The sequence below is a fragment of the Blastococcus saxobsidens genome (assembly GCF_002938435.1).
Lineage (GTDB): Bacteria > Actinomycetota > Actinomycetes > Mycobacteriales > Geodermatophilaceae > Blastococcus > Blastococcus saxobsidens.
In genome coordinates, this window is sequence record NZ_POQT01000023.1 from 1 (window position 1) to 21332 (window position 21332).

At 75.2% G+C, this 21332-nt stretch carries 22 protein-coding genes and 1 rRNA gene; 9 read left to right on the forward strand and 14 right to left on the reverse strand.

The features are described from left to right. Nucleotides 1–113, forward strand: a 5S ribosomal RNA gene (gene rrf / locus C5507_RS14090); the annotation flags it as partial. Nucleotides 114–386: 273 nt separating this feature from the next. Continuing rightward, nucleotides 387–692, forward strand: coding sequence for a DUF4333 domain-containing protein (locus C5507_RS22350; protein WP_158657607.1), 306 nt, complete (start codon nucleotides 387–389; stop codon nucleotides 690–692). Between the two features lie 16 nt (nucleotides 693–708). Here the strand turns inward: C5507_RS22350 and egtE are convergent, their stop codons facing one another. The 6 genes from egtE to C5507_RS14120 are packed head-to-tail and all read right to left on the reverse strand — an operon-like array spanning nucleotide 709 to nucleotide 4800. Then, a complete protein-coding gene (gene egtE, locus C5507_RS14100; RefSeq protein WP_104529156.1) occupies nucleotides 709–1842 on the reverse strand; it encodes an ergothioneine biosynthesis PLP-dependent enzyme EgtE in 1134 nt (377 codons plus the stop codon). A 30-nt stretch (nucleotides 1843–1872) separates the two neighbouring features. Continuing rightward, a complete protein-coding gene (locus C5507_RS14105) occupies nucleotides 1873–2658 on the reverse strand; it encodes an anti-sigma factor (protein WP_104529157.1) in 786 nt (261 codons plus the stop codon). Beyond that, nucleotides 2639–3241: an RNA polymerase sigma factor gene (locus C5507_RS14110; protein ID WP_242611260.1), complete on the reverse strand. Its 603-nt coding sequence runs from the start codon at nucleotides 3239–3241 to the stop codon at nucleotides 2639–2641. The genes C5507_RS14105 and C5507_RS14110 overlap by 20 nt, the downstream gene beginning before the upstream one ends. A 44-nt stretch (nucleotides 3242–3285) precedes the next feature. Then, a complete protein-coding gene (locus C5507_RS14115) occupies nucleotides 3286–3783 on the reverse strand; it encodes a class F sortase (RefSeq protein WP_242611261.1) in 498 nt (165 codons plus the stop codon). Then, on the reverse strand, nucleotides 3780–3953 hold the full coding sequence (locus tag C5507_RS23160) for a hypothetical protein (RefSeq protein ID WP_242611263.1): 174 nt from the start codon (nucleotides 3951–3953) through the stop codon (nucleotides 3780–3782). Before C5507_RS23160 ends, C5507_RS14115 begins: the two co-directional genes overlap by 4 nt. A 25-nt stretch (nucleotides 3954–3978) precedes the next feature. After that, nucleotides 3979–4800 (reverse strand): DUF4397 domain-containing protein, encoded by an 822-nt coding sequence (locus C5507_RS14120; RefSeq protein ID WP_104529159.1) that lies wholly within the window; start codon nucleotides 4798–4800, stop codon nucleotides 3979–3981. Between the two features lie 172 nt (nucleotides 4801–4972). Here C5507_RS14120 and C5507_RS14125 point away from each other — a divergent pair, with 172 nt between their 5' ends. Next, a complete protein-coding gene (locus C5507_RS14125; RefSeq protein WP_104529160.1) occupies nucleotides 4973–6928 on the forward strand; it encodes a putative bifunctional diguanylate cyclase/phosphodiesterase in 1956 nt (651 codons plus the stop codon). Between the two features lie 22 nt (nucleotides 6929–6950). After that, nucleotides 6951–7418 (forward strand): DUF309 domain-containing protein, encoded by a 468-nt coding sequence (locus C5507_RS14130; RefSeq protein WP_104529161.1) that lies wholly within the window; start codon nucleotides 6951–6953, stop codon nucleotides 7416–7418. A gap of 6 nt (nucleotides 7419–7424) precedes the next feature. On the opposite strand, the gene C5507_RS14135 is transcribed toward C5507_RS14130, so the two are convergent. Further along, nucleotides 7425–8789, reverse strand: coding sequence for a cryptochrome/photolyase family protein (locus C5507_RS14135; RefSeq protein WP_104529162.1), 1365 nt, complete (start codon nucleotides 8787–8789; stop codon nucleotides 7425–7427). 152 nt (nucleotides 8790–8941) lie between these two features. Between C5507_RS14135 and C5507_RS14140 the strand changes: the two genes are divergently transcribed. Then, nucleotides 8942–9796, forward strand: a complete 855-nt coding sequence (locus C5507_RS14140) for an Fpg/Nei family DNA glycosylase (RefSeq protein ID WP_104529163.1) — start codon at nucleotides 8942–8944, stop codon at nucleotides 9794–9796. Nucleotides 9797–9905: 109 nt separating this feature from the next. Here C5507_RS14140 and C5507_RS14145 read toward each other — a convergent pair whose 3' ends face one another. From C5507_RS14145 to C5507_RS14170, 6 genes are all read right to left on the reverse strand, one after another. After that, nucleotides 9906–11114 carry an MBL fold metallo-hydrolase gene (locus C5507_RS14145; RefSeq protein WP_207225888.1) on the reverse strand — a complete coding sequence of 403 codons (1209 nt, stop codon included), beginning with the start codon at nucleotides 11112–11114 and terminating at the stop codon, nucleotides 9906–9908. 148 nt (nucleotides 11115–11262) lie between these two features. After that, complete coding sequence (locus tag C5507_RS14150) at nucleotides 11263–13722, reverse strand: ABC transporter permease (RefSeq protein WP_104529164.1); 2460 nt, start codon at nucleotides 13720–13722, stop codon at nucleotides 11263–11265. Nucleotides 13723–13727: 5 nt separating this feature from the next. Further along, nucleotides 13728–14501: an ABC transporter ATP-binding protein gene (locus C5507_RS14155; protein ID WP_211295524.1), complete on the reverse strand. Its 774-nt coding sequence runs from the start codon at nucleotides 14499–14501 to the stop codon at nucleotides 13728–13730. A gap of 205 nt (nucleotides 14502–14706) precedes the next feature. Further along, on the reverse strand, nucleotides 14707–15405 hold the full coding sequence (locus C5507_RS14160; protein ID WP_104529165.1) for a response regulator: 699 nt from the start codon (nucleotides 15403–15405) through the stop codon (nucleotides 14707–14709). Then, complete coding sequence (locus C5507_RS14165; protein WP_104529166.1) at nucleotides 15402–16583, reverse strand: sensor histidine kinase; 1182 nt, start codon at nucleotides 16581–16583, stop codon at nucleotides 15402–15404. The genes C5507_RS14160 and C5507_RS14165 overlap by 4 nt, the downstream gene beginning before the upstream one ends. 75 nt (nucleotides 16584–16658) lie before the next feature. Beyond that, the gene (locus C5507_RS14170) at nucleotides 16659–17246 is read right to left on the reverse strand and encodes a copper chaperone PCu(A)C domain-containing protein (protein WP_104529167.1); all 588 of its coding nucleotides are present in this window, start codon (nucleotides 17244–17246) and stop codon (nucleotides 16659–16661) included. 106 nt (nucleotides 17247–17352) lie between these two features. Here C5507_RS14170 and C5507_RS22355 point away from each other — a divergent pair, with 106 nt between their 5' ends. Then, nucleotides 17353–17502 (forward strand): hypothetical protein, encoded by a 150-nt coding sequence (locus C5507_RS22355; RefSeq protein WP_158657608.1) that lies wholly within the window; start codon nucleotides 17353–17355, stop codon nucleotides 17500–17502. A 3-nt stretch (nucleotides 17503–17505) separates the two neighbouring features. Here the strand turns inward: C5507_RS22355 and C5507_RS14175 are convergent, their stop codons facing one another. Then, entirely contained in the window at nucleotides 17506–18816 is a 1311-nt protein-coding gene (locus C5507_RS14175) for a Rieske 2Fe-2S domain-containing protein (RefSeq protein WP_104529168.1), read from the reverse strand. 184 nt (nucleotides 18817–19000) lie between these two features. On the opposite strand from C5507_RS14175, the gene C5507_RS14180 reads away from it, so the two are divergent. From C5507_RS14180 to C5507_RS14190, 3 genes are all read left to right on the forward strand, one after another. After that, nucleotides 19001–20125 (forward strand): sensor histidine kinase, encoded by a 1125-nt coding sequence (locus tag C5507_RS14180; RefSeq protein WP_104529169.1) that lies wholly within the window; start codon nucleotides 19001–19003, stop codon nucleotides 20123–20125. 73 nt (nucleotides 20126–20198) lie between these two features. Then, nucleotides 20199–20942: a LytR/AlgR family response regulator transcription factor gene (locus C5507_RS14185; protein ID WP_104529170.1), complete on the forward strand. Its 744-nt coding sequence runs from the start codon at nucleotides 20199–20201 to the stop codon at nucleotides 20940–20942. 3 nt (nucleotides 20943–20945) lie between these two features. Next, complete coding sequence (locus C5507_RS14190) at nucleotides 20946–21320, forward strand: hypothetical protein (protein ID WP_104529171.1); 375 nt, start codon at nucleotides 20946–20948, stop codon at nucleotides 21318–21320. Nucleotides 21321–21332 lie beyond the last annotated feature (12 nt).

The window sequence follows — 21332 nt, forward strand, 5'->3', positions numbered from 1 at the left end:
GCGGTCATGGCGAGAGGGAAACGCCCGGTCACATTCCGAACCCGGAAGCTAAGCCTCTCAGCGCCGATGGTACTGCCCTGGAGACGGGGTGGGAGAGTAGGACACCGCCGGACATACTTTCACCGAAGGGGCCCCAGCATCCGTGCTGGGGCCCCTTCGCCATTCCCGGACAATCCCCCCGGCAGAAAGTGCACGAACTGCCCGGGCAGCCTGCGGACGCGCGCGTTACTGGTGGCTGCCCATTGGCCTCGCGTCTCGCGCCACGTGACGAAAGTGCTGTCCAGGACTGTGGTGCAGCTACTGCCGCGGGGGCCACCGGACTGATCTGCCTCGGGTGGCGTCGCCTAGGGTCCGGTAGACCTACCGCCGTTCAGCGAGGAGTGCCCGTGGCCCGTCGTGCGCTGCTCGGCTTCGTCGCCGTGCTGTCCGCGGGCTCGACCGCCTGCGGCGCGGACCGGGTGCCGGCCGACGCCGTCGCCGCCGAAGCCGCGGCCGTGCTGGCGGAGCGGACCGGCGTCCGCAGCCAGGTCAGCTGTCCGGACGAGCTCGAGGTCGTCCCCGGCACCGCGCTGCGCTGCGAGCTCACGCCGGAGGGCGCCAGCGAGCGGTACGGGGTGACCGTGACGGTCACCTCGGTCGACGGCGATGACGTCGACGTCGCGGTCGAGGTGGACGACGCGCCGGCCGCCTGAGGTCCGGAGCAAGGCCTCAGAGCGCGGCGGCGAGCGCCTCCAGGTCGTCGACGGAGGCGTCCAGGTGCGGTGACACCCGCAGCACCGGGCCGGTCATCTCCCCCGGGGCACGCTCGGGGCCGAAGGCGCTCAGCACGATGCCGTGCTCGGTGAGCAGCCGAGCACGGGTCGCGACGACGTCGATCCCCTCGGGCGGCCGCAGCGTCGTCGTCGCCGTCGGTTCGTCGTGCGGCTCGACCACCTGCCACCCGCCCACGCCGTTGAGCAGCTCCCGGGTCGCCCGGCCGAGGGCGGCCAGCCGCTCCCGCACCGCGACCGGTCCGCCGGCCAGGTGCTCCCCCACCGCCACCACCAGGCCGATGCGCCCGGCGACGTGGGCCTCGCCCGACTCGAAGGCCCGCATGGGCGGGACGCCCTCCGGCTCGGGCAGCACGGGCACCAGCTGGGCGGCCACCGCCGGGCGCGCGAACAGCATGCCGACGCCGCGCGGGCCGGCCAGCCACTTGCGGGAGGTGCCGTAGACGACGTCGGCCCCCAGGTCGACGTCCACGTGCCCGAGGGACTGCGCGGCGTCCAGGACCAGCGGCACCCCCGCCTCCCGGCACAGGGCGATCACCTCGCGGGCCGGCTGCAGCAGGCCGCGGTGGCTCCCGATGTGCGTGAAGTGCACGAAGCTCGGCGGGTAGCCCGCCAGCAGCCTCTCGATCCCCTCCAGGTCGGCGCGGCCCAGGCCGTCGACCGGCAAGGGCTCGGGACGCAGCCCGGCCGCCCGCAGCTGGGCGACGTTGGGCGCGAACTCCCCCGGCAGGCACGCGACCCGGGAGCCGGCCGGCAGCCGCCAGCCGCTGAGCAGCGCCACCAGCGCCGCCTGCGCCGACTCGACGAACGCGACGTCGGCCGCCGCCATGCCGACCAGGCCGGCCAGCACCGACCGGCCCTGCTGGAGCAGGTCCTCCGCGGTGGCCTCGGCCACGTAGCCGCCCAGTTCCGCCTCGTGGCGCGCGTGGTGCGCGGCCGCCTCCAGGGCGCGGTGGGTCTGCCGGCTGGAGGCGGCGCTGTCCAGGTGGCGGCCGGCCGGCCGCGGGCGGACCGAGCGCCAGTGCGCGCCCAGTTCCTCGTGCGGCAGGCGGTCGTCGTTCGGGGCGGTCACGACTCCACGCTAGGCGACGGCGCGGACGGCCTAGCTCTCCAGCACCCCGCGGGCCACGGAGACCCCGGAGTGCGTCGGGTCGCCGTCCAGCGGCTCGACGGAGACGTCGACGATCGGGAACTCGCCGAGGTCCAGGCCCGTCGGCAGCTCGAAGGTCTGCGTGCCCGGCCGGACGACGCCGAGCGGCACCATGTCGACGACGCCGGGCTCGATCACCCACAGCTCGTAGTACTCGTCGTCCAGATCGGGCGCGTCCAGCACCACCCGCAGGGCGCGGGTGCCGTCGCCGCGGACGACCACCTCGGCCCGGCCGGACGTCGGCTCGTCGGTGAGCGCGTCGAGTGCCACCGCCGCGACCGGTTCGACGTCGTCGCCGCCGCGCACGAGACCCACCGCGCCGGCGCCCACCACGGCACCGGCGACCGCGGCGGCGGCCACCAGCAGCAGCTTCGGCCGGCGGGAGCGGAACGGCAGGACCTGGCCGCCGGCCGGGGACCCGGGCGGAGCGGGCGGGGGAGCGACGGGGGCCGTGGGGCGGGCGGTCACCGGCGACGGCGCCGCGACGGCGTGCGTCTCCGCGCGCGGAGCCGCGGACACCCCGGTGGCCGCGGCGATGCCGGCCCACACCGACGCCGGCGGCTGCACCGGCGCCGCGGGGGTCGCGAACTCGGGCACGGCGACGACGTCGACGGCCCGCTGCAGCGACCGGACCTCGGACCGGCAGTCGGCGCACGAGGCCAGGTGGGCGGCGTCGTCGGCCGGCAGGGGCTCTTTCAGCGCGGCCAGGGCGAGCTGTTCAGGCAGGCAGTGCGGCACCGTCCACCTCCAATCGGGTCCTCAGGCGTTCGAGAGTGCGGCGGATGTGGGATTTGACGGTGCCCAGCGGGATCCCGGTGCGTTCCGCGATCTGGGCGTGGGTCAGGTCGGCGAAGAAGGCCAGCTCGATGATCCCGCGCTGCGGCTGGCCCAGGCGCTCCAGCTCGTCGAGCACGAGCATGCGGTCGGCGACGGCGGTGTCGACACCGGGGGAGGACCCGCGGGACGGCGCGGCCTCCGCCTCCGAGACGGCCGCCTCGGCCTCCCGGCGCTGGCGGTCGCGCTTGGCCCAGGTGTCGGCGATCTTGTGCCGGCAGACCCCGGTCAGCCAGGCGGGCAGCGGACCCTGGTCGGGCCGGTAGCGCGCCCGCCCGGTCCACGCGGAGATGAAGGTCTGCTGGGTGACGTCCTCGGCGTCCGGGCCCGGGCCGAAGGCGCGCACCGCCATGCCGTGGACCTGGCCGGCCCATCGCTCGTAGGCCAGGGCCAGCGCCTGCTCGTCACCCGCGGCGAACCGGCGGTCCACCTCGGCGTCGTCCGGGTCCAGGACGCCCCGTGGCGCCGGTACCGGGTCGGAGGTCACCCCGGGAACGCTACCGAGGTGGGAAGGTCTGGCAAGCAGCCCGGTCATGGCGTGGCGCCCCCGAGCGGTTCGGCGACGACGACGACGTTGTCGCGGTAGCTCCGGTACTCGGGCAGGAACGGGCCGCCGCAGGTCAGCACGACCAGTCGGGGCGGCCCCTCACGCGCGAAGATCGCGTCCAGCGGCAGCACCTGCTTCTGCACCAGCTCGCGGGAGACCACCCGCCAGCGGGTGGTCCCGCCCGCCGCGTCCGTGACCGAGACCTCGTCGCCGGGCTCGGCCTCCCGCAGCGGGAAGAGCGCGCCGGGGCCCTGCTCGGCGTCGTCGACGTGCCCGGCGAGCACGGCGTTCCCGTCGTCCCCCGGAGCGGGGCCGAAGCGGTACCAGCCGACCCGGCCGACGTCCTCGGGGAGCTCCATCTGGCCGTCACCGGCGACCCCGACCGGGTCGACCGGCGCGGTCACGCCGAGGCCCGCCAGGTCCAGCCGCACCGGAGGAGGTGTGGCCGGGGCCTCGGCCGGGGCCGCCTCGCGGACGGTCACCGGGGGAAGGACGGAGGGCCCGGACGGCGCCGGGGGACGGCGTCCGGGCCCTCCAGGACCCGCTGGACCGAGGGACCCGCCGCCGCGTCCGGCCGGGACACGGCCCAGGCGGTCGGCGCACCGATCGCGAGGGCCAGGCCCAGCACGGCGGTGGCGGCGGCGGGTCGCACGGTCAGCTCCTCGGGGTGCGGACGATCAGCGCGAGGAGCGGGCGAGCCGGACGGCGCCGGCACCGGCCAGCGCGAGACCGGCCACGGCCGCGGCACCGACCGGCAGGGGCAGGCCCGAGTCGTCGGCCAGGCCGGCGCTGCCGCCGGGGACGCCCGACGGCGCGGAGTGCTGGGCGGTGACCTGCTGGACGGCCAGCTCGTAGCCGGCGTCCTCGGAGCCCCACGCGTAGACGATGGTCGAGGTGCCCTCGGTCAGCGTCAGGTCGGCCGGGCCGATGGCGACGGTGTCGGTGCCCGCGACGACGACGTCGGCCGAGATGGTGCCGGCCGGGACGGTGAGGGTCTCCTCGTTCGGGTTGCTCAGCCCGTCGATGACGACCTGGCCGCCCGCGCGGACGTCGACGGCCGGGGCGGCGGCGGTGTGCCGCACGGTGACCCGCGCCTGGCCGGCCTGCACCGCGCTGGTGTCGTTGACGAACGGCGTCAGCGCCGGCTGCCAGGCCTCGGTCAGGTGCGCCACGACGGTGGCGTTCGCGCCGGCGGGGACGGCCACGTCCGTCGCCGAGAGCAGCGGCTGCCCCGAGCCGTCGGCGGCGTCGGCGGGGAACACGGCCAGGTCGTAGGAACCGGCCGGCACCTTCAGCGGGTCGGTGAGCGTGCCCGGCTGGAAGTCGTCGATCAGCCGCTCGCCGTTGGCGTACACGTCGACGGGCAGGTCGGGCACGGCGTGCAGGACCGAGATCGTGGCGTCGTGGTCGTCGGCCAAGGCCGGCGTGGCGACCAGCGCCATGGCTCCGGCGGCGGTCAGGACACCAGCGGTGCGGCCGAGCGTGCGGACGGTGCTCATGTCTTTCCTCTCGACGGGGGGGTGACGTAACCCCTCTTCCGCAGCCGTCCGGCATCTGGATGCACGGGTCGTACCCCCCCGCGATCGGGTGGGAGCGATCAAGCTGTCCGAGGCATCTGCCGATCCCGGTACGAGGAGGCGTGACCGGCGCCCTCCGGAGAAGGAGTCCACGGTGTCGCGTCTGTTCACCTCGTGGCGCCTACTGGCAGCTGCTCTCGGCGTCGCCATGGTGGGCGTCGGGGTCCTGGCGGTCCAGTTGCAGCAGCAGGACCGGGAGCGTGCGCTCGCGGCCGTCGTCGCCGAGGCGGCGATCATCAACGAGCTCCTGGTCGAGGTCGAGCTCCCCGTCGACGCCGCGCGCATGTCCGCGCTGCCGGCATCGACCGTGGCCCGGATCGACCAGGGGGTCTCGTACCTGCAGGAGGACGGCCGCATCGTCGGCCTGCAGCTGTTCGCCCCCGACGGGCGGCTGCTGTACAGCGACACCGAGGACGCCGACCCGCTCAGCGACGACGAGACCGCGCTGCTGGGCAAGGTGCTCGCCGGTGAGCCGCAGGTCGAGTTCGAGCACGACGCCGGCCGTGCCCTGCCCACCGCCACGGTGCTCAGCGAGCCCAGCGGCGCCGACCACCGGCCCAGCGGTCTGGTCTCGGAGATCCTGCTGCCCCAGGCCCAGGTGGCCGAGGAGCTGGCGGCGACCTCGCAGCGCCTGTTCGTCACCGCCGGCGCACTGCTGATCTCGCTGTTCGCGGCCGTGCTGGGTGGCCGGCGGCGGCTGAAGCGCCGGGAGCACGAGGCCCTGCACGACTCCCTCACCGGCCTCGGCAACCGGGCGATGCTGCTGCAGGCGGACCGGGCCCTGACCGGCCGCGGACGGTCGTCGGACGCCGGATCCGCCCTGCTGCTGCTCGACCTCGACGGTTTCAAGGACGTCAACGACACCCTCGGCCACGCGGTCGGCGACCGGCTGCTGGTCGAGGTGGCTCACGCGCTGCGCGCCTCGATGCGGTCGGGGGACCTCGCGACCCGACTGGGTGGCGACGAGTTCGCAGTCCTGCTGCGCCACGTCACCGACCCGGAGACGGCGACGCAGCGGGCCCGGGAGGTGGCGAGCCGGCTGGAACGGCCCTTCGCCGTCGACGGGGTGACCCTCGAGGTGGGCGTCAGCATCGGGGTGGCGCTCCGCCCGTGGCACGGGGACGACATCGGGACGCTCCTCCAGCGCGCCGACGTGGCCATGTACCGGGCCAAGCGGGAGGGCAGCGGCGTCCGTCTCTACGAACCGGCCGACCAGCCCGGTGATGACATCCGGCTGGAGCTGCTCGCCGAGCTGCGCGGTGCGATCGAGAGGGGTGAGCTGCGACTGCACTTCCAGCCCAAGATCGCCCTGCGCACCGGCCGCACCATCGGCTTCGAGGCGCTGGTCCGCTGGCAGCACCCCGAGCGGGGGCTGCTGCTGCCCGCGGCGTTCCTGCCCGCTGCCGAGCGCACTGCCCTCATGCGCCCCCTGACCGACTGGGTCCTGCGGGAGGCCATCCGCAGCTGCGCCGGGTGGCGGGCGGCCGGCTGGGACGTCGACGTGGCCGTCAACGTCTCGCCGTCCACCCTTCTCGACGAGGACTTCCCGACGCTGGTGACCGGGCTGCTGGCCGCCGAGGCGCTGCCCGGGCACGCGCTGGAGCTCGAGATCACCGAGACCGCCGCCATGGTGGACCCGCAGCGCACGGCCGACACGCTGCTCCGGCTGCAGGCCATGGGCGTGCGCGTCTCGATCGACGACTTCGGTGCCGGCTACACCTCGCTGTCCTACCTGAAGAACCTGCCGATCAGCGCCCTCAAGGTCGATCGCGGCTTCGTCACCAACCTCCTCACCGACCGCGCGGACGAGGCGGTGACCCGCACCGTCGTCCAGCTGGCGCACGACCTCGGGCTGCTCGTCGTGGCCGAAGGGGTGGAGACGGCGGAGGTGCAGCAGCGCCTGGTCGAGCTGGGCTGCGACGAGGCGCAGGGGTACGTCATCGCCCGCCCCATGGAGCCCTCGTCGGTCCTCGACTGGCTGGCGGACGCGAGCCGGACGACGGCGCCCGTGGTCGGCGGGAGGTCGGCGCCCGCCGCGCTGCCCGGCTGAGGTCCGGGGCAGGATGGCCGCTGTGCCGGATCGTGATCGGAACGCCGAGGGCAGGGCGCGCAACGCCCGCCCCCGGGACGCGCTCGGCCGGCCGCTCCCGCACGACGCCGTCGGTGAGGAACGCGCTCCGGAAGGCGTGCTGCGGGCGCCGGAGGTCGCCCTGTCCGAGGCGCAGGCGCTGCTGGACGCCGGCCGGCCCTTCCACGCCCACGAGGTGCTCGAGGACGCGTGGAAGACCGCGCCCGAGGAGGAGCGGCAGCTGTGGCGCGGGCTGGCCCAGCTCGCCGTCGGGCTGACCCACGCCGCGCGCGGCAACGACCGCGGGGCCGCCGCGCTGCTGGAACGTGGCGCCGGGAACGTCGAGGGGTACGCCGACCGCCGCCCGCACGGCGTGGACGTGCCGGGGCTGCTGGCCTGGGCGCGAGCCCTGGCCGTCGACCCGGGCTCCGGGCGCGACCCGGTCCGCAGCGCCCCGTCTCTGCGGGCCTGAGCGGGGTCAGCCGGCGCGCACGCGGGCGTAGCGGTCCAGCGCCACTTGGCGCTCGTGCGCGTGGTCGACGATCGGTTCCGGGTAGCCGTCGGGGATGCCGCCGGGCGCCGTCCACGGCTCGTGGACGTGGCGCGGATCGAGGTCGCGCAGCTCGGGGACCCACCGCTTCACGTAGGCGCCGTCCGGGTCGAACTTCTTGCCCTGGGTCACCGGGTTGAAGACCCGGTAGTAGGGCGAGGCGTCGGTGCCCGTGCCCGCCACCCACTGCCAGCCGTGGTTGTTGCTGGCCAGGTCGCCGTCGACCAGGTGCCGCATGAAGTGCCGGGCGCCGAGCGTCCACTCCTGGTGCAGGTCTTTGACCAGGAAGGAGGCGACGATCATGCGCACCCGGTTGTGCACGTAGGCCTCACCCAGCAGCTGGCGCATGCCGGCGTCGACGATCGGGAACCCGGTGCGGCCCTGTTCCCAGGCGCGCACCAGCTCCTCGGCGTGCGGACCGCTGTCGTAGCCCAGGGCCCGCAGCTCGGGCTTGAGGTACTCGCGGGCCGACTCCGGGCGGTGCCAGAGGACGTCGGCGTAGAAGTCCCGCCAGGCCAGCTCGTCGGTGTAGCGCCGCGCCGACTCGGTCTGCTCCCCGGCCGCGAGGTCGGCCACCAGCGTGCGCGGGTGGATGCAGCCGTACTTCAGGTAGGCCGACAGCCGGCTGGTGCCGCTGGTGCCGGGGAGGTTGCGGCCCTCGGCGTAGCCGAGCAGGCGCTCGTCGCGGAAGAGGGCCCAGGCGTCGAGCGCGGCCTGCTCGCCGGCGGGCGGGAGGTCGGCGGTGGCCTCGGGCCTCGGGGGTGGGTCGTCGGAGCGGACGCCGGTCCGCCAGCGGACGGCACCGGGCGAGTGCGCCGGCGCGCGCCAGCCGTGCTCCCGCCAGGCCCGGGCGAAGGGGGAGAACACCTGGAACGGGGTGCCGTTCCGCTTGGTGATCCGGCCGGGGGTGACCAGGTAGGGCGAGCCGGTGCGTACGAAGGGGACGTCGCCGAGCGCCTGCTCCACCGCGTCGTCGCGGCGGCGGCCGTACGGTCCGGCGTCGGCGCTGACGTGGACCGACGTCGCCCCCACCTCGCGGACCAGCTCTGGCAGCACCCGGGCGGGGTCGCCGGACCGCAGCACCAGGGCGCCGCCCAGGTCGTCGTCGAGCGCGGTGAGGCAGTCGAGCAGGAAGCGCCGGCGGGGAGCGCCGGAGGGGCCCCAGAGCCGGTCGTCGAACACGAACACCGGCAGGACGTCGCCGTCCGGCCCGGCCGCGTCGGAGGCGGCCAGCAGCGCGGGGTGGTCGCCCAGTCGCAGGTCCCGCCGGAACCAGAGCAGAGCGGTGGGCACGAGGCCGAGCGTATGGACGCCGCCCGCCGCCCGCCTCTTCTGCTTTTCCGCGGAAACCCTCACCTGCTTTTGCGCGGAAAAGCACGTCCTCCGCGCGGTGAAGCACCCGATCGGGGACGGCGCAGCGCGGGGAACCGGGTGATCATGGGTCCGTGCCCGAGTTGCCCGAGGTGGAGGCCCTGGCCGCGTTTCTGCGCGAGAACGCCGTCGGCCACGTCCTGGCGCGCGCCGACCTGGCCGCCGTCCAGGCGATCAAGACCTTCGACCCGCCGCTGTCGGCGCTCGGCGGACTGGAGATCACCGGCGCCGGCCGGCACGGCAAGTTCCTGGACCTCGACGTGTCCGGGCTGCACCTGGTCGTGCACCTGGCGCGGGCCGGCTGGCTGCACTGGCGGGAGAACCTGCCCACCGCGCCACCCAAGCCGGGCAAGGGGCCGCTGGCGCTGCGGGTGCACCTGGACGACGGCAACGGCTTCGACCTCACCGAGCAGGGCACCCGCAAGGGCCTGGCGGTCTACGTCGTCCGGTCGCCGGCGGAGGTGCCGGGCATCGCCCGGCTGGGCCCCGACGCCCTGCAGATCGACCGCGAGGACTTCGCCCGGCTGATGGCCGGCCGCAGCGGCCAGCTCAAGGGCGCGCTCACCGACCAGACCCTGGTCTCGGGGATCGGCAACGCCTACTCCGACGAGATCCTGCACGCCGCGCGGCTGTCGCCGTTCAAGATGGCCGACAAGCTGACCGAAGATGAACTGGTCCGTCTCTTCGACGCCGTGCGCGCCACCCTCACCGACGCGCTGCAGCGGCAGGCCGGGCAGCGCGCGGCCACGATGAAGGGCGAGAAGCGCTCGGGCCTGCAGGTGCACGCCCGCACGGGCCTGCCGTGCCCGGTGTGCGGCGACACCGTCCGCGAGGTGAGCTTCGCCGACACCTCGCTGCAGTACTGCCCCACCTGCCAGACCGGCGGCAAGCCGCTGGCCGACCGCCGGATGTCCAAGCTCCTGCGCTGACTGCGGCACCGGCGATGATCAGGTGAGCTGATCATGGCGCGTCCGCCCTCGTGGTGGGCGCTGAGGGAGGACGCCGCGGGGTGAGGGAGGCCCGACCGGCCCGTCTCCGCTAGTCGGGGAGCAGCGCGACCAGACGGGAGAGCGCGCGCACCAGCACGCTGCTGCCGACCCCGGCACCGTCCTGCGTCCGCGGATCGCTCGCCGAGCCCACCGCCGTCCACCAGTCGTGCAGCGGCGGTCGGTCCAGCAGGTCGATCCGCTCGCCGGGCCGCGGGACGGCGACCTCCACGCCCCGGGACGCGGCCGCCGCGAGGAGCCGTTGCACCGGCTCCGCCCAGCGGTGGAACGCCAGGTTGAACGTCGCCCAGTGGATGGGGATCAGCACCGCGCCGCCGAGGTCCCCGTGTGCGCGCACCGCTTCCTCGGGATCCATGTGGATGGCGTGCCACGCGTCGTTGTAGGCGCCGACGGGCAGCAGCGTGACGTCGAAGGGGCCCAGCCGGGCGCCGATCGCGGCGAAGGCGGGGGTGTACCCGGTGTCGCCGCCGAAGAAGACCCGGTGCTCACGCCCGGCGACCACCCACGAGGCCCACAGCGTGGTGTTCCGGTGGAAGTAGCGGCCGGAGAAGTGCCGGGCCTCGGTGCAGGTGAGCGTCAGCGCCCCGACCCGGTGCTCCCCGTCCCAGTCCAGCTCGACGATCCGCTCGTCCGGCACGCCCCACGTGCGCAGGTGCTCGCCGATGCCGAGCGGCACCACCCAGGGGGCGGTCTGGGTGCGCAGCAGCGTCCGGACCGTGGGCAGGTCGAGGTGGTCGTAGTGGTCGTGGGAGATGACGACGGCGTCGACCGGCGGCAGGTCCTCCAGTGCGATGGGGGGCTCGTGCAGCCGGGTGGGCCCGACGAGGGGGGACGGCGAGACGCGGTGGCCCCACACCGGGTCGAGCAGCACCCGCTGCCCGTCGATCTCCAGCAGCGCGCTGGCGTGCCCGAACCAGGTGACCGCGAGCTCGGCCGGATCCGCGGGGAGCTGGGCCTGCGCCAACGGGATCGGGCCACCCGGCAGGCCGACGTGCCGCTCCTCGTGCCACTGTCGGAGCAGCCCGTCACGCGCGGTCGCGGGGGTGAGCGCCGGGGTGGGCAGCGTGTTGTGGAACGTGCCGTCGGAGAAGTGCGGGGAGCCCGCGACCACGCGCTGCAGCCGGCGGCGGGAGGCGCCCAGGGCGGTCGGCAGGCCCCAGGCTGCGGCGGTCACCCACCCCACCGGGCCGACGAGGACGGCGGCGGTCAGGGCGGCGCGGCGGGACACGTGGAACGGCACGGCTCCAGCATCCCAGCCGGAACCGTGCCGTCCCTGTGAAGCGGGCGACGTCCCTGTGATGATCAGGGGACCTGATCGTCAGGGGTCCTCCCTCACGGTCGACGGTGAGGGAGGACCCGGAACGATCAGGAGACCTGGTCACGATGGGTCAGGCAGCGATCGCGGCCACCGGCGGGGTGAGCGCCGCCCGCCGGGCGGGGAGCACCGAGGCCAGCAGTCCGGCCACCGTCGCGACGACGACGATCGCGCCGATCTGCAGCCACGGGACGTCGATCACCACCGTGCCCACCTCGCCGAGCGCCGAGGCGGCCCCGATCAGTCCGTACGCCCCACCGACCAGCACGCCGAGCACGGCCGCGACGCCCGCGACGAGCACCGCCTCCCAGGCCAGCAGGGCGCGCAGCTGGCCCCGGGTCAGGCCCAGCGCCCGCAGCAGCCCGTTCTCCTGCCGGCGCTCCACCACCGACAGGGCCAGCGTGTTCCCCACGCCGATCAGCGCGATGACCACGGCCACGCCGAGCAGCCCGGTGACGACCAGCAGCAGCACGTCGACCACCTCGTCGATGGCCGCCCGCTCGCTGGCCAGGCCGGTGACGAACGCGGTGGGCACCGCGGCGCCGACCAGGTCGGTGATCTCGTCGATCGCCGCGGTCTGGTCCGCGTCGTCGGCCAGCCGCAGCCAGACGGTGTCCTCCACCGCATCCGGCACCAGCGTGCGCAGGTCGGCGGCGTCGAGCAGCGGGGAGTCGCTGTCGCCGGCCACCACGGTCAGCGGTTGCGACCGCTCCCCGGCGGTCAGCGTCACGCTGTCGCCCACCGCGACGCCCCAGCTCTCCCGCGTCCACTTCGCCAGGGCGACCTGCCCCGGCTCGGGCAGGGTCGTGCCCGCGGCGGAGCGCAGCACCGGCAGCGCGGCCGCGGGGTCGACCCCGGAGGCCCAGGTCTCCCAGCCGTCCGGGCCGACGAGAGTTCCGCCGGCGATGGTGGTCGTGACCACCACGCCGGCCACCGCGTCCACCTGGTCCTGCAGCGACGCCGGCAGCGCGGTCCCGCTGCCGGTGACGATGACGTCGGTCGGGTACGCGGCGGCCAGGCCTTCCTGGGCCGTGGCCCGGGTGGAGGAGGCACCCACCACCATCGCGCTGGTCAGCGTGACGCCGATGAGCAGCGCGGTCGCGGTGGCCGCCGTCCGGCGCGGGTTGCGGGTGGCGTTCCCCGCCGCCAGCCGGGCCGGGATGCCGCCGAAGCGCCCGGCCACCCGGCCGGCCGCCGCGACCACCGGCGGAACCGCCCGCTGGGCCAGGAACAGGACGCCCAGGGCACTCAGCACCCCGCCGGGCAGGGTGATCAGCATGTCCGCGGAGACCACGCCCAGCACCATGAGCGCCACCCCCGGAACGGCGAGCAGCAGCCCGGCGACCAGGCGCTTGACCCCGCCGCGGGAGCGCAGCGGCGCCGGGTCGGTCGGCCGCATCGCTGCCAGCGGCGCCACCCGGGTGGCTGCCCGGGCCGGCGCGAGGGCGGCCAGCAGCGTCGTCAGGGTGCCGACGGCGAGACCGGCCAGCACCGCGACGAGCGGCACCGACACCCCCGACAGCGGGATCGGCGAGTCCGTCGAGCTGACGATCGCCGACACCAGCGCCGCGAGACCGACGCCCGCGAGCACCCCGAGCGCGGAGGCGGCCAGCCCGGTGACCGCGGCCTCGCCCAGCACGCTCCGCCGGATCTGCCGCGCGGTGGCGCCCACGCAGCGCAGCAGGGCGAGCTCACGGGTCCGCTGGGCCAGCAGCACGGCGAAGGTGTTGGCGATGACCAGCCCGGCCACGAGCACGGCGACCGTGCCGAAGACCAGCAGGACCGTGGTCAGGACGTCCGCGTCGCCCGTCAGGTCGAGGGCAGCCTGCTCGGCCGCCTCCGTGCCGGTGCGCACGGTGAGGTCCTCGCCGGTGAGCCCCGACCGGATCTCGTCGGCCAGGACGGCCGGTCCGGTGCCGGCGGTGCCCGTGATGCGGAGTTCGGTGGGCTCGGTGGCGCCCCAGGCCTGCGCCTGGTCCGCGGTGACCCAGAGCTTCCCGTGCAGCCCGGCGGTGGGGTCGCCGCGCAGGTCGACGACGCCGGTGACCATCGCGTCGACGGTGGTCTCGGTGCCCCCCTCGTCGTACGTGGTGACCGGGAGGACGTCGCCGACCCCGGCGCCGACGCGCTCGCTCACGGCGATCTCGCGCGGCAGCGTCGGCAGGGCGCCCGCGGCCAGGTTCTGCCAGTCCAGGGAAGGCTCCCCGGCGACCGACTCGACGACGGCCATCTGGGCGCCAGGGCGACCCGGCGGGACGATCTGCGCGTAGGTCTGCCAGGTGGGGGCGACGGCCGCCACTCCGTCGAGGGCGGCCACCCGGTCGGCGGCCGCGGCCAGGTCCGCGCCGTCGGAGGTGACGACGACGTCGGTGCCGACGTACCGGGCGCCGACGGCCTCCAGGACGGTCGAGCGGGTGGTCTCGTTGAGCACGAGGGTGGCGACGACGAAGCCGACGGCGATGACGATCGCCAGGGTGGAGGCGATCAGCCGGCCGGCGTGCGCGCGCAGCTGGGCGAGGAGGACGGTGCGCACGAGGCTCAGGCCCCCAGCCCGCGGAGCGCGTCCAGGACCGACTCGGCGGTCGGGTCGGCCAGCTCGCCGGCGAGCCGGCCGTCGGCCAGCAGCACCACGCGGTCGGCGTAGGCGGCGGCCGCCGGGTCGTGCGTGACCATGACGACGGTCTGGCCGGTCTCCTTGACGCTGGAGCGCAGCAGCCCCAGGACCTCGGCGCCGGAGCGGGAGTCCAGGTTGCCGGTCGGCTCGTCGGCGAACACGACGTCGGGCCGGGCGAGCAGCGCGCGGGCGATCGCAACCCGCTGCTGCTGCCCGCCGGAGAGCTCGTGCGGCCGGTGGCTCAGCCGCTCGCGCAGGCCCAGGCGGGCGACGACCTCGTCGAACCAGACCGGGTCGGGTCGCTGCCCGGCCAGGTGCATGGACAGCACGATGTTGTCGCGGGCGGGCAGCACCGGGAGCAGGTTGAACGCCTGGAAGACGAACCCGATCCGCTGGCGGCGCAGCGCCGTCAGGTCGTCGTCGCGCAGCGAGGTCAGCTCGGTGTCGCCGAGCCACACCTGCCCGGCGGTGGCGGTGTCCAGGCCGGCCAGGCAGTGCATCAACGTGGACTTGCCGGAGCCGGACGGGCCCATGATCGCGGTGAACTCGCCCCGGGCGAACGCGACGTCGACCCCGGCGAGGGCGTGCACGGCGGTCTCCCCGCCGCCGTAGGTCTTGCGCAGGCCGGCGGCGCGCACGGCCGAACCGGCCCGGGCGGCCGGCGACTCGCCGGGAACGGTCATGACGGGGACGGACACGTGGACCTCCGCAGAACAGCCGATCGGGACGGTGACCACGCTGCCGGTCCACTGCGTCCCCCCGCGTCGGAGCGAGGAGCGATCTCCGGGGCGCGGTTCCTGCCCCCGGGGGTGGACCCCGCCGTCCACCCCCGGTCGGAGGCGTCGGAACCACCACGATGCTTTTCCGCGGAAAAGCACCCACGCTTTTCCGCGGAAAAGCTGGTCAGGCGTTGCGGAGCAGGTCCGCGGGGGCGACGAGGCCGGTGCGGTAGGCGAGCACGACCGCCTGGACGCGGTCGCGGGAGCCGGTCTTGGCCAGCACCCGGCCCACGTGCGTCTTCACCGTCGCCTCGCTGACGACGAACCGGTCGGCGATCTCGGTGTTGCTGGCCCCGTAGGCCATCAGCTCGAGCACCTCCCGCTCGCGAGGGGTGAGGTCGGCCAGCGCCCGGGCGTCGGTGCCCCCGGCCGCGGCCGGCGCCGAGCCCCGGAGCATCGGGGCGACGTGCTGCAGCAGGCGGCGGGTGGAGCTGGCCGCGATCACCGAGTCCCCCGCGTGCACCGTGCGGACGGCGGCCAGCATGTCCTCGGGCGAGGCGTCCTTGAGCAGGAAGCCGCTGGCCCCGGCGCCGATGGCCGCCACCACGTACTCGTCGAGGTCGAAGGTGGTCAGGACGACGACCCGCGGCGGCTGCGGCAGCGCGGTGACCTGGCGGGTGGCCTCGATCCCGTCGGTGCCGGGCATGCGGATGTCCATCAGGACGACGTCGGCCCGGGTCCGCGCCAGCAGCTCCACCGCGGCGGCGCCGTCACCGGCCTCGCCGACCACGGTGAGGCCGGGCTGGGAGTCGATGACCATGCGAAAACCCGCGCGGACCATCTGCTGGTCGTCGACCAGGACCACCCGGATCGGCTCGCTCATCGACGGGAACCGTAGGGCAGGGCCGCGTGGACGCCGAAACCGCCGCCGTGCCGCGGCCCGGCCTCCAGCCGCCCGTCATGCAGCTGGGCCCGCTCCCGCATGCCGCGCACCCCCTGCCCGTTCCCGTCGGAGTCCACCATCGCCGCCGAGGCGCCGCGGCCGTCGTCGAGCACGGACAGCTCCAGGGCGTCGGGCCGCCACTGCAGGCGCACCCAGGCGCGCGAGGCAGGGCCGGCGTGCTTGAGCACGTTGGTCAGCGACTCCTGGACGATCCGGTAGGCGGCCAGCTGCGGCCCGGCCGGCATCTGCCGCGGTTCCCCCTCGACGATGAGGTCGACGTCCAGACCGCTGCTGCGCACGTCCTCGACCAGCGCGGGGATCGCCTTCACGTCGGGCTGCGGCGCGTACTCCTCGCCGCCGCCCTCCCGCAGGACGCCGAGCAGCGAGCGCATGTCGGCGAGCGCCTGCCGGCCGGTGGTGGAGATCGCCTCGAGGGCGCCGACGGCCGCCGCCGGATCGGTCCGGCCGGCGTACCGGCCGCCGTCGGCCTGCGCGATCACCACCGATAGGGAGTGCGCGACGACGTCGTGCATCTCGCGGGCGATCCGCGCCCGCTCGGTGCTCGCGGCCAGCCGCATCTCCTGGTCGCGCTCCAGCTCCAGCAGCTGCGCCCGCTCCTCGAGCGCAACCAGCCGCTGCAGCCGGGCCCGCCGCAGGTTGCCGAGCGACCACGCCGCGACCACGGAGAACCCGATGGCCAGGGACGTCGGGGCGATCGAGGAGGCCAGGTCGTATCCGAAGAAGCGCACGGCGGCCAGGACGGCACCCAGCAGCCCGATGGTGAGGCCGGCTTGCGCCGCCCACCGGGGCCCGTAGGCGGCCAGCGCGTAGATCGTCATGAGAACGGCGACGTTCGCGACGAGAGGGTCGGGGACGACGACCAGTTCGGAGAGCCCGACGGCCACCACCACCGCGGCGGCCGGGACGGGCGCGCGCCGGCGCCAGGCCAGCGGGGCGGTGAGCAGCGTGCCGACGACCAGGGCGGTGGTCTGGTCCTGCCAGTAGGTCTCCGAGGGCAGCAGCACGGTGACGACCCAGACAGCGCCGGCCAGCGCCGCGTCGACGGCGAACGGTCGGGTGCGCGTCCGTTCCGTCAGCCGGTCGAGGGGACGGTCCACGCCGTCGACCCTAGGGAACTCCGCGGCCGCAGTCGTCCGACCGGGGGAGGAGGCGCGCCTCCTCCCCCGGTCGGATCAGTTGTCCGGGGTCGGGTCCTCCGGCGCCTCGAAGTCGCCCTGGCCGGGGGGCTCGGAGACGACCGGGGCGTCGAGCGTCACCTCGCCGGCCTGCTCGAAGACGAAGGTGACCGGGATCGACTGCGACGAGCGCAGGTCCGTGGACAGGTCCGTCAGGAGCACCGACGGCGGACCCTCGGGCTCCAGGTAGACGTTGTCGTTCTCGGGGACCTCGATCGTCCCGCCGGGGCCGTCGAGCGGGATCAGCTCCGCCCCCGCGAAGTCCTGGCCGCGGATCTCGACCAGTTGGTCGCCGGTGGTCCCGGTGTTCGCGATCGCCGCGTACAACCGGACGTCCTCACCGACCTCCCACACGCCGTCCTCCGGGTAGGCGAGCCCCACCGCGGTGATCTTGATGTCTTCGGTCACCGCCTCGTCCGGGCCGGGGTTGCCGCCGATCACCTCGTCGCCGGGCACGTCGAGCGGGTTGTCGAGGTTGTCGGCCCCCGGGCTGTCGGCGCCCTCCTCCCCACCGCAGGCCGCCAGCGGCAGCGCGGCGGCGAGGAGCAGGGCGGCGAACGGGTGCCTGCGCGTGCGGCGGGTCATGCTGGTCCTCCCGGAGTGGTGTACGACCGTCGAGGACTACCCCGGCCGGTTCGCACGACCCCCGGGTGGACGAACCGCAACAGAGTTGTCGCATGGGGGTGGACGCGTGGAGGACGAGCGCCCGTACCGGTCCGACGACGACGGCGGTGACCCCGCCTGCCTGCTGCGCCGGGTGTGCCCGGCCTGCGGCCGGGTCGCCGACGAGGACCCACCGACCCGCTGCCCCGCGTGCGGGGAGGAGCTGCCGGCGGACTGACCGTCAGGCGGCCGCGTGCTGCCGCCGTCCGGCGGCCATGAATTCGCACAGCGCCTGCCGCAGCGCGACCCCCGACCGGTCGGCGGGCACGTGCACCTCGTCCCGCGGGTCCAAGGGCAGCCCGCTGATCGCCAGCGTCTCCTGGGAGCGGACGTCCTCGGCCAGCAGTCGCCGCTGCAGCGCCACCTGCTCGGCCATCCAGGCGGGGGTCGGCAACGGCTGCCCGGGGCCGGCGGACACCAGCAGGCAGGTGTAGACGCGCGTGGAGTCCAGGTCCTCGGGCTGCAGCAGGTAGAGCAGCGTCGTCGCCGCTCCCGTGTCGAGGAACTCCTGCCGCAACCGCAGCCGGAACGGCGCACGGAAGGTGTAGGTGGTCCGCCGCCGCTGCCGGAGCGGGCGGGCGCCGGTGGCCACCTCCGGGTCCAGCGGGTTGTCCACCCACTGCTCCTGCACGCTGCTGAAGCCGCCGGGCTCGGCGATCACGCGGGGCGGGGTCATCTCGGTGCGGTCCGGCGTGCCGATCGTGGCGGCGTGCACGAACGGGCCGTGCGTCGCGTCGAGGAAGGTGTCGGCCAGCGGGCCGGCCGGGCCGGGGGACCGTACGGGTGGCAGCCAGCCGGCGACGTACCGCCGGTCGGCCGCCTCGGGGACCTCGAAGGGGACGTCGACCGGCTCGGCCGGCGCCAGCCAGATCAGCCCCAGCCGCTCCCGGACGCCGGCCGCGGCGGGTTCGACGGTCACCGTGCCGTCGTGGTCGCGGGCGAGGTTGCACGTGCAACCGAGCAGCCGCACCTGCGACCAGCCGCCCGGCCGCAGCTCGCGGCTGAGCGCGACGGGGTGCCAGGCGTGCGCCAGGGCCGGCGCCAGGTTGTCGAACACCGGACCGTCCGGTGCGGGCAGCGGCGGGGCCGGCGCGACGGCGGGCTCCGCGCCGGGCCGCGGTGGGCCGGTCGGCGTCGGCTCCGGCGCCAGCCAGACCCAGCCGTGCCGCTCCTCCACCCCCCATGGCCCGCGCGGATCGGCCCGGGGCGGCGGACAGCCGTCCGGCCCCAGCGAGGGCACCTGCGTGCAGCGGCCGTCGCCGTCGAACCGCCACCCGTGCGCCGGGCAGACCAGCCGCCCGTCCTCGACGTGCCCGGCGGCCAGCGGGACCAGCCGGTGCGGGCAGCGGGCCGGGAACGCGACGACCTCGCCGTGCGGTCGCAGCCGGACGACGACGTACGCCGAGCCGCCGGCGCCCACCGGCACCGGCGTCGTCCCCACCTCCGCCGCGCGGGCCACCGGGTACCAGTCCCTCGTCCTGCCCTCGTCCATGCCGCAGTGCACCAGCCCGCGGTTTCCCCGGAGTTACGCCGGTGGCACAGATCGCGCACCATGGGCTCGGCGGACACGGCCGGCGTTCGGGTGGTCGGTGCTGACGGGCAGGCTCTACGGTGCGCAGGCCCACCTGTGCCGCTCCGCGGCGGGCACGGCGACGTGGGGAGGACGGGACCGGTCGATGCGCGATCTCTGGCGGTGGCTGCGACCCGGCCACCTGGGCACCGAGGCCGAGCTGGCGACCTTCCGCACCCTCCACTCGGCCTCCCGCACCGCGCCCGAGCTGCGCGAGGGCCTGACCACGGAGTCCGCCGAGCGCGCGGTCCGGCACCTGCGCGACCTGCTCGGGGTGCCGGCCGTCGCGCTCACCGACACCGTGTCCATGCTGGCCTGGGACGGCCGGTTCGGGCACCACGAGCGCGACACGGCGGCGCTCGCCGCGAACGTGTGCGAGTCCGGCAACACGGTGGTCCGCGATCGGAAGGACTTCTCCTGCGCGGACGCCGGGTGCGGTCTGCGACAGGTCGTGGTCAGCCCGCTCGTGGTGGAGGACCGGGTGGTCGGCACCCTGCAGGCGTTCACCTCCTCGGCGTCCGCCGCGCTGGTGCGGGCCGCGGACGAGGTCGCGCGCTGGGTCTCGGGGAACCTGGAGCTGGCCGAGCTCGACGCGTCCCGCACCCGCTTGATGGAGGCCGAGGTCCGGGCGCTGCGGGCGCAGATCAGCCCGCACTTCATCTACAACTCCCTGACCGCGATCGCGTCGTTCGTGCGGACGGATCCCGAGCGGGCGCGCGAGCTGCTGCTGGAGTTCGCCGACTTCACCCGGTACTCCTTCAGCCGGCACGGCGAGTACACGACGCTGGCCGAGGAGCTGCGGTCGATCGAGCGGTACCTCGTCCTGGAGAAGGCGCGGTTCGGCGACCGGCTGCAGGTCACACTGAGGGTGGCGCAGGAGGTCCTGCCGGTCGCCGTCCCGTTCCTCTGCCTCCAGCCGCTGGTGGAGAACGCGGTCCGGCACGGTCTGGAGCGCAAGCCGGGGACCGGGAGGGTGACGATCATCGCGGCGGACCAGGGTGGCGAATGCCTGATCTCGGTGGAGGACGACGGCGTGGGCGAGGACCCGGAGAAGGTGCGGCGGGCGCTGGCCGGTGATGCCTCCGTCGACTCGGTCGGCCTGGGCAACGTCGACGCCCGCCTGCGCACGGCGTTCGGGGACGACTACGGCCTGGTGGTCGAGACCGGGCCCGGCGCGGGCACCAAGGTCACCGTGCGGGTGCCGAAGTTCGCTGCCGGGGTGCACCCGTGACCGAGCTCGCGAGGTCACGCACGAGCACACCACCGTCGGTCACGACGCCGACGAGTTCCAGCGAGGAGGCCCCGTGACCGCCGACCGGCTGACCGTCCTCGTGGTGGACGACGAACGGCCGGCGCTCGAGGAGCTGCGCTGGCTGCTCGAGCGGGACGGCCGCATCGAGACCGTGCTGACCAGCGACTCGGCCACCGAGGCCCTGCGGCTGCTCCAGGAGCGGGGGGTGGACGCCGTCTTCCTCGACATCCGGATGCCCGGGCTCAGCGGCGTCGACCTGGCCCGTGTGCTGCACCGGTTCAAGGTGCCGCCCGCGGTCGTCTTCGTCACCGCCCACGACGACCACGCGGTGGACGCCTTCGAGCTGGGCGCGGTCGACTACGTGCTCAAGCCGGTGCGCGACGACCGGCTGGCCGAGGCGGTCCGCCGGGTGGTCGGGGCGCGGGCCGGCGGCTCGGCGCCCGCGGACGACGACATCGCCGTCGAGCTGGGTGGGGTGACGAGGTTCGTGCCCCGCTCCAGCGTGGGCTACGTCGAGGCGCAGGGCGACTACGCCCGGCTGCACACCCCGACGGGCAGCCACCTGGTCCGGGTGCCGCTGACCACCCTGGAGGAGGCCTGGAAGGACGCCGGCTTCGTGCGCATCCACCGGTCGCTGCTGGTCGCGCTGCAGCACGTCAAGGAGGTGCGCATGGACGCCGGCCGGTGCACGGTGGTCGTCGGCGGCGTGGAGCTCGGCGTCAGCCGTCGGCACACCCGGGAGCTGCGGGACCTGCTGGTGCGCCGGGCACGCCCGGGCACCCCGGGACGGGGGTGACCGGTGTCGGAGAGCCCACCCCGGCGGGTGCGCGTCACCAGCCCGCGCACCGGCGCCACCCGCGCCCAGCGGGTCCCGGCCGCCCGCGAGATCGACGCCCAGACCCTGCTCGGCGAGGTCTTCATGTCCTCGCTCCTGCGCTCGCAGCTGCGGCTGGCGCTGCTCGCGCTCACCGCCGTCGTGGTGTTCGTCGGCGGGATCCCGCTGGTGTTCTGGCTGTTCCCGGACCTGTCCGGGGTCGAGGTGCTCGCCGTGCCGCTCCCGTGGCTGCTCCTGGCGTTCGCGGTCTACCCGTTCCTGTTCGGGATCGGCTGGCTCTACGTGCGCGCCGCGGAGCGCAACGAGCGCAACTTCACCGACGTGCTGGAACGCTCGTGACGCGCTTCGTCG

Bases quoted from the DNA above. Each gene is read 5' to 3' on its own strand.
- C5507_RS14120 (WP_104529159.1), bottom strand. From the start codon at position 4,800: ATGAGCACCGTCCGCACGCTCGGCCGCACCGCTGGTGTCCTGACCGCC.
- C5507_RS14160 (WP_104529165.1), bottom strand. From the start codon at position 15,405: ATGAGCGAGCCGATCCGGGTGGTCCTGGTCGACGACCAGCAGATGGTC.
- C5507_RS14170 (WP_104529167.1), bottom strand. From the start codon at position 17,246: ATGACCCGCCGCACGCGCAGGCACCCGTTCGCCGCCCTGCTCCTCGCC.
- C5507_RS14175 (WP_104529168.1), bottom strand. From the start codon at position 18,816: ATGGACGAGGGCAGGACGAGGGACTGGTACCCGGTGGCCCGCGCGGCG.
- C5507_RS14180 (WP_104529169.1), top strand. From the start codon at position 19,001: ATGCGCGATCTCTGGCGGTGGCTGCGACCCGGCCACCTGGGCACCGAG.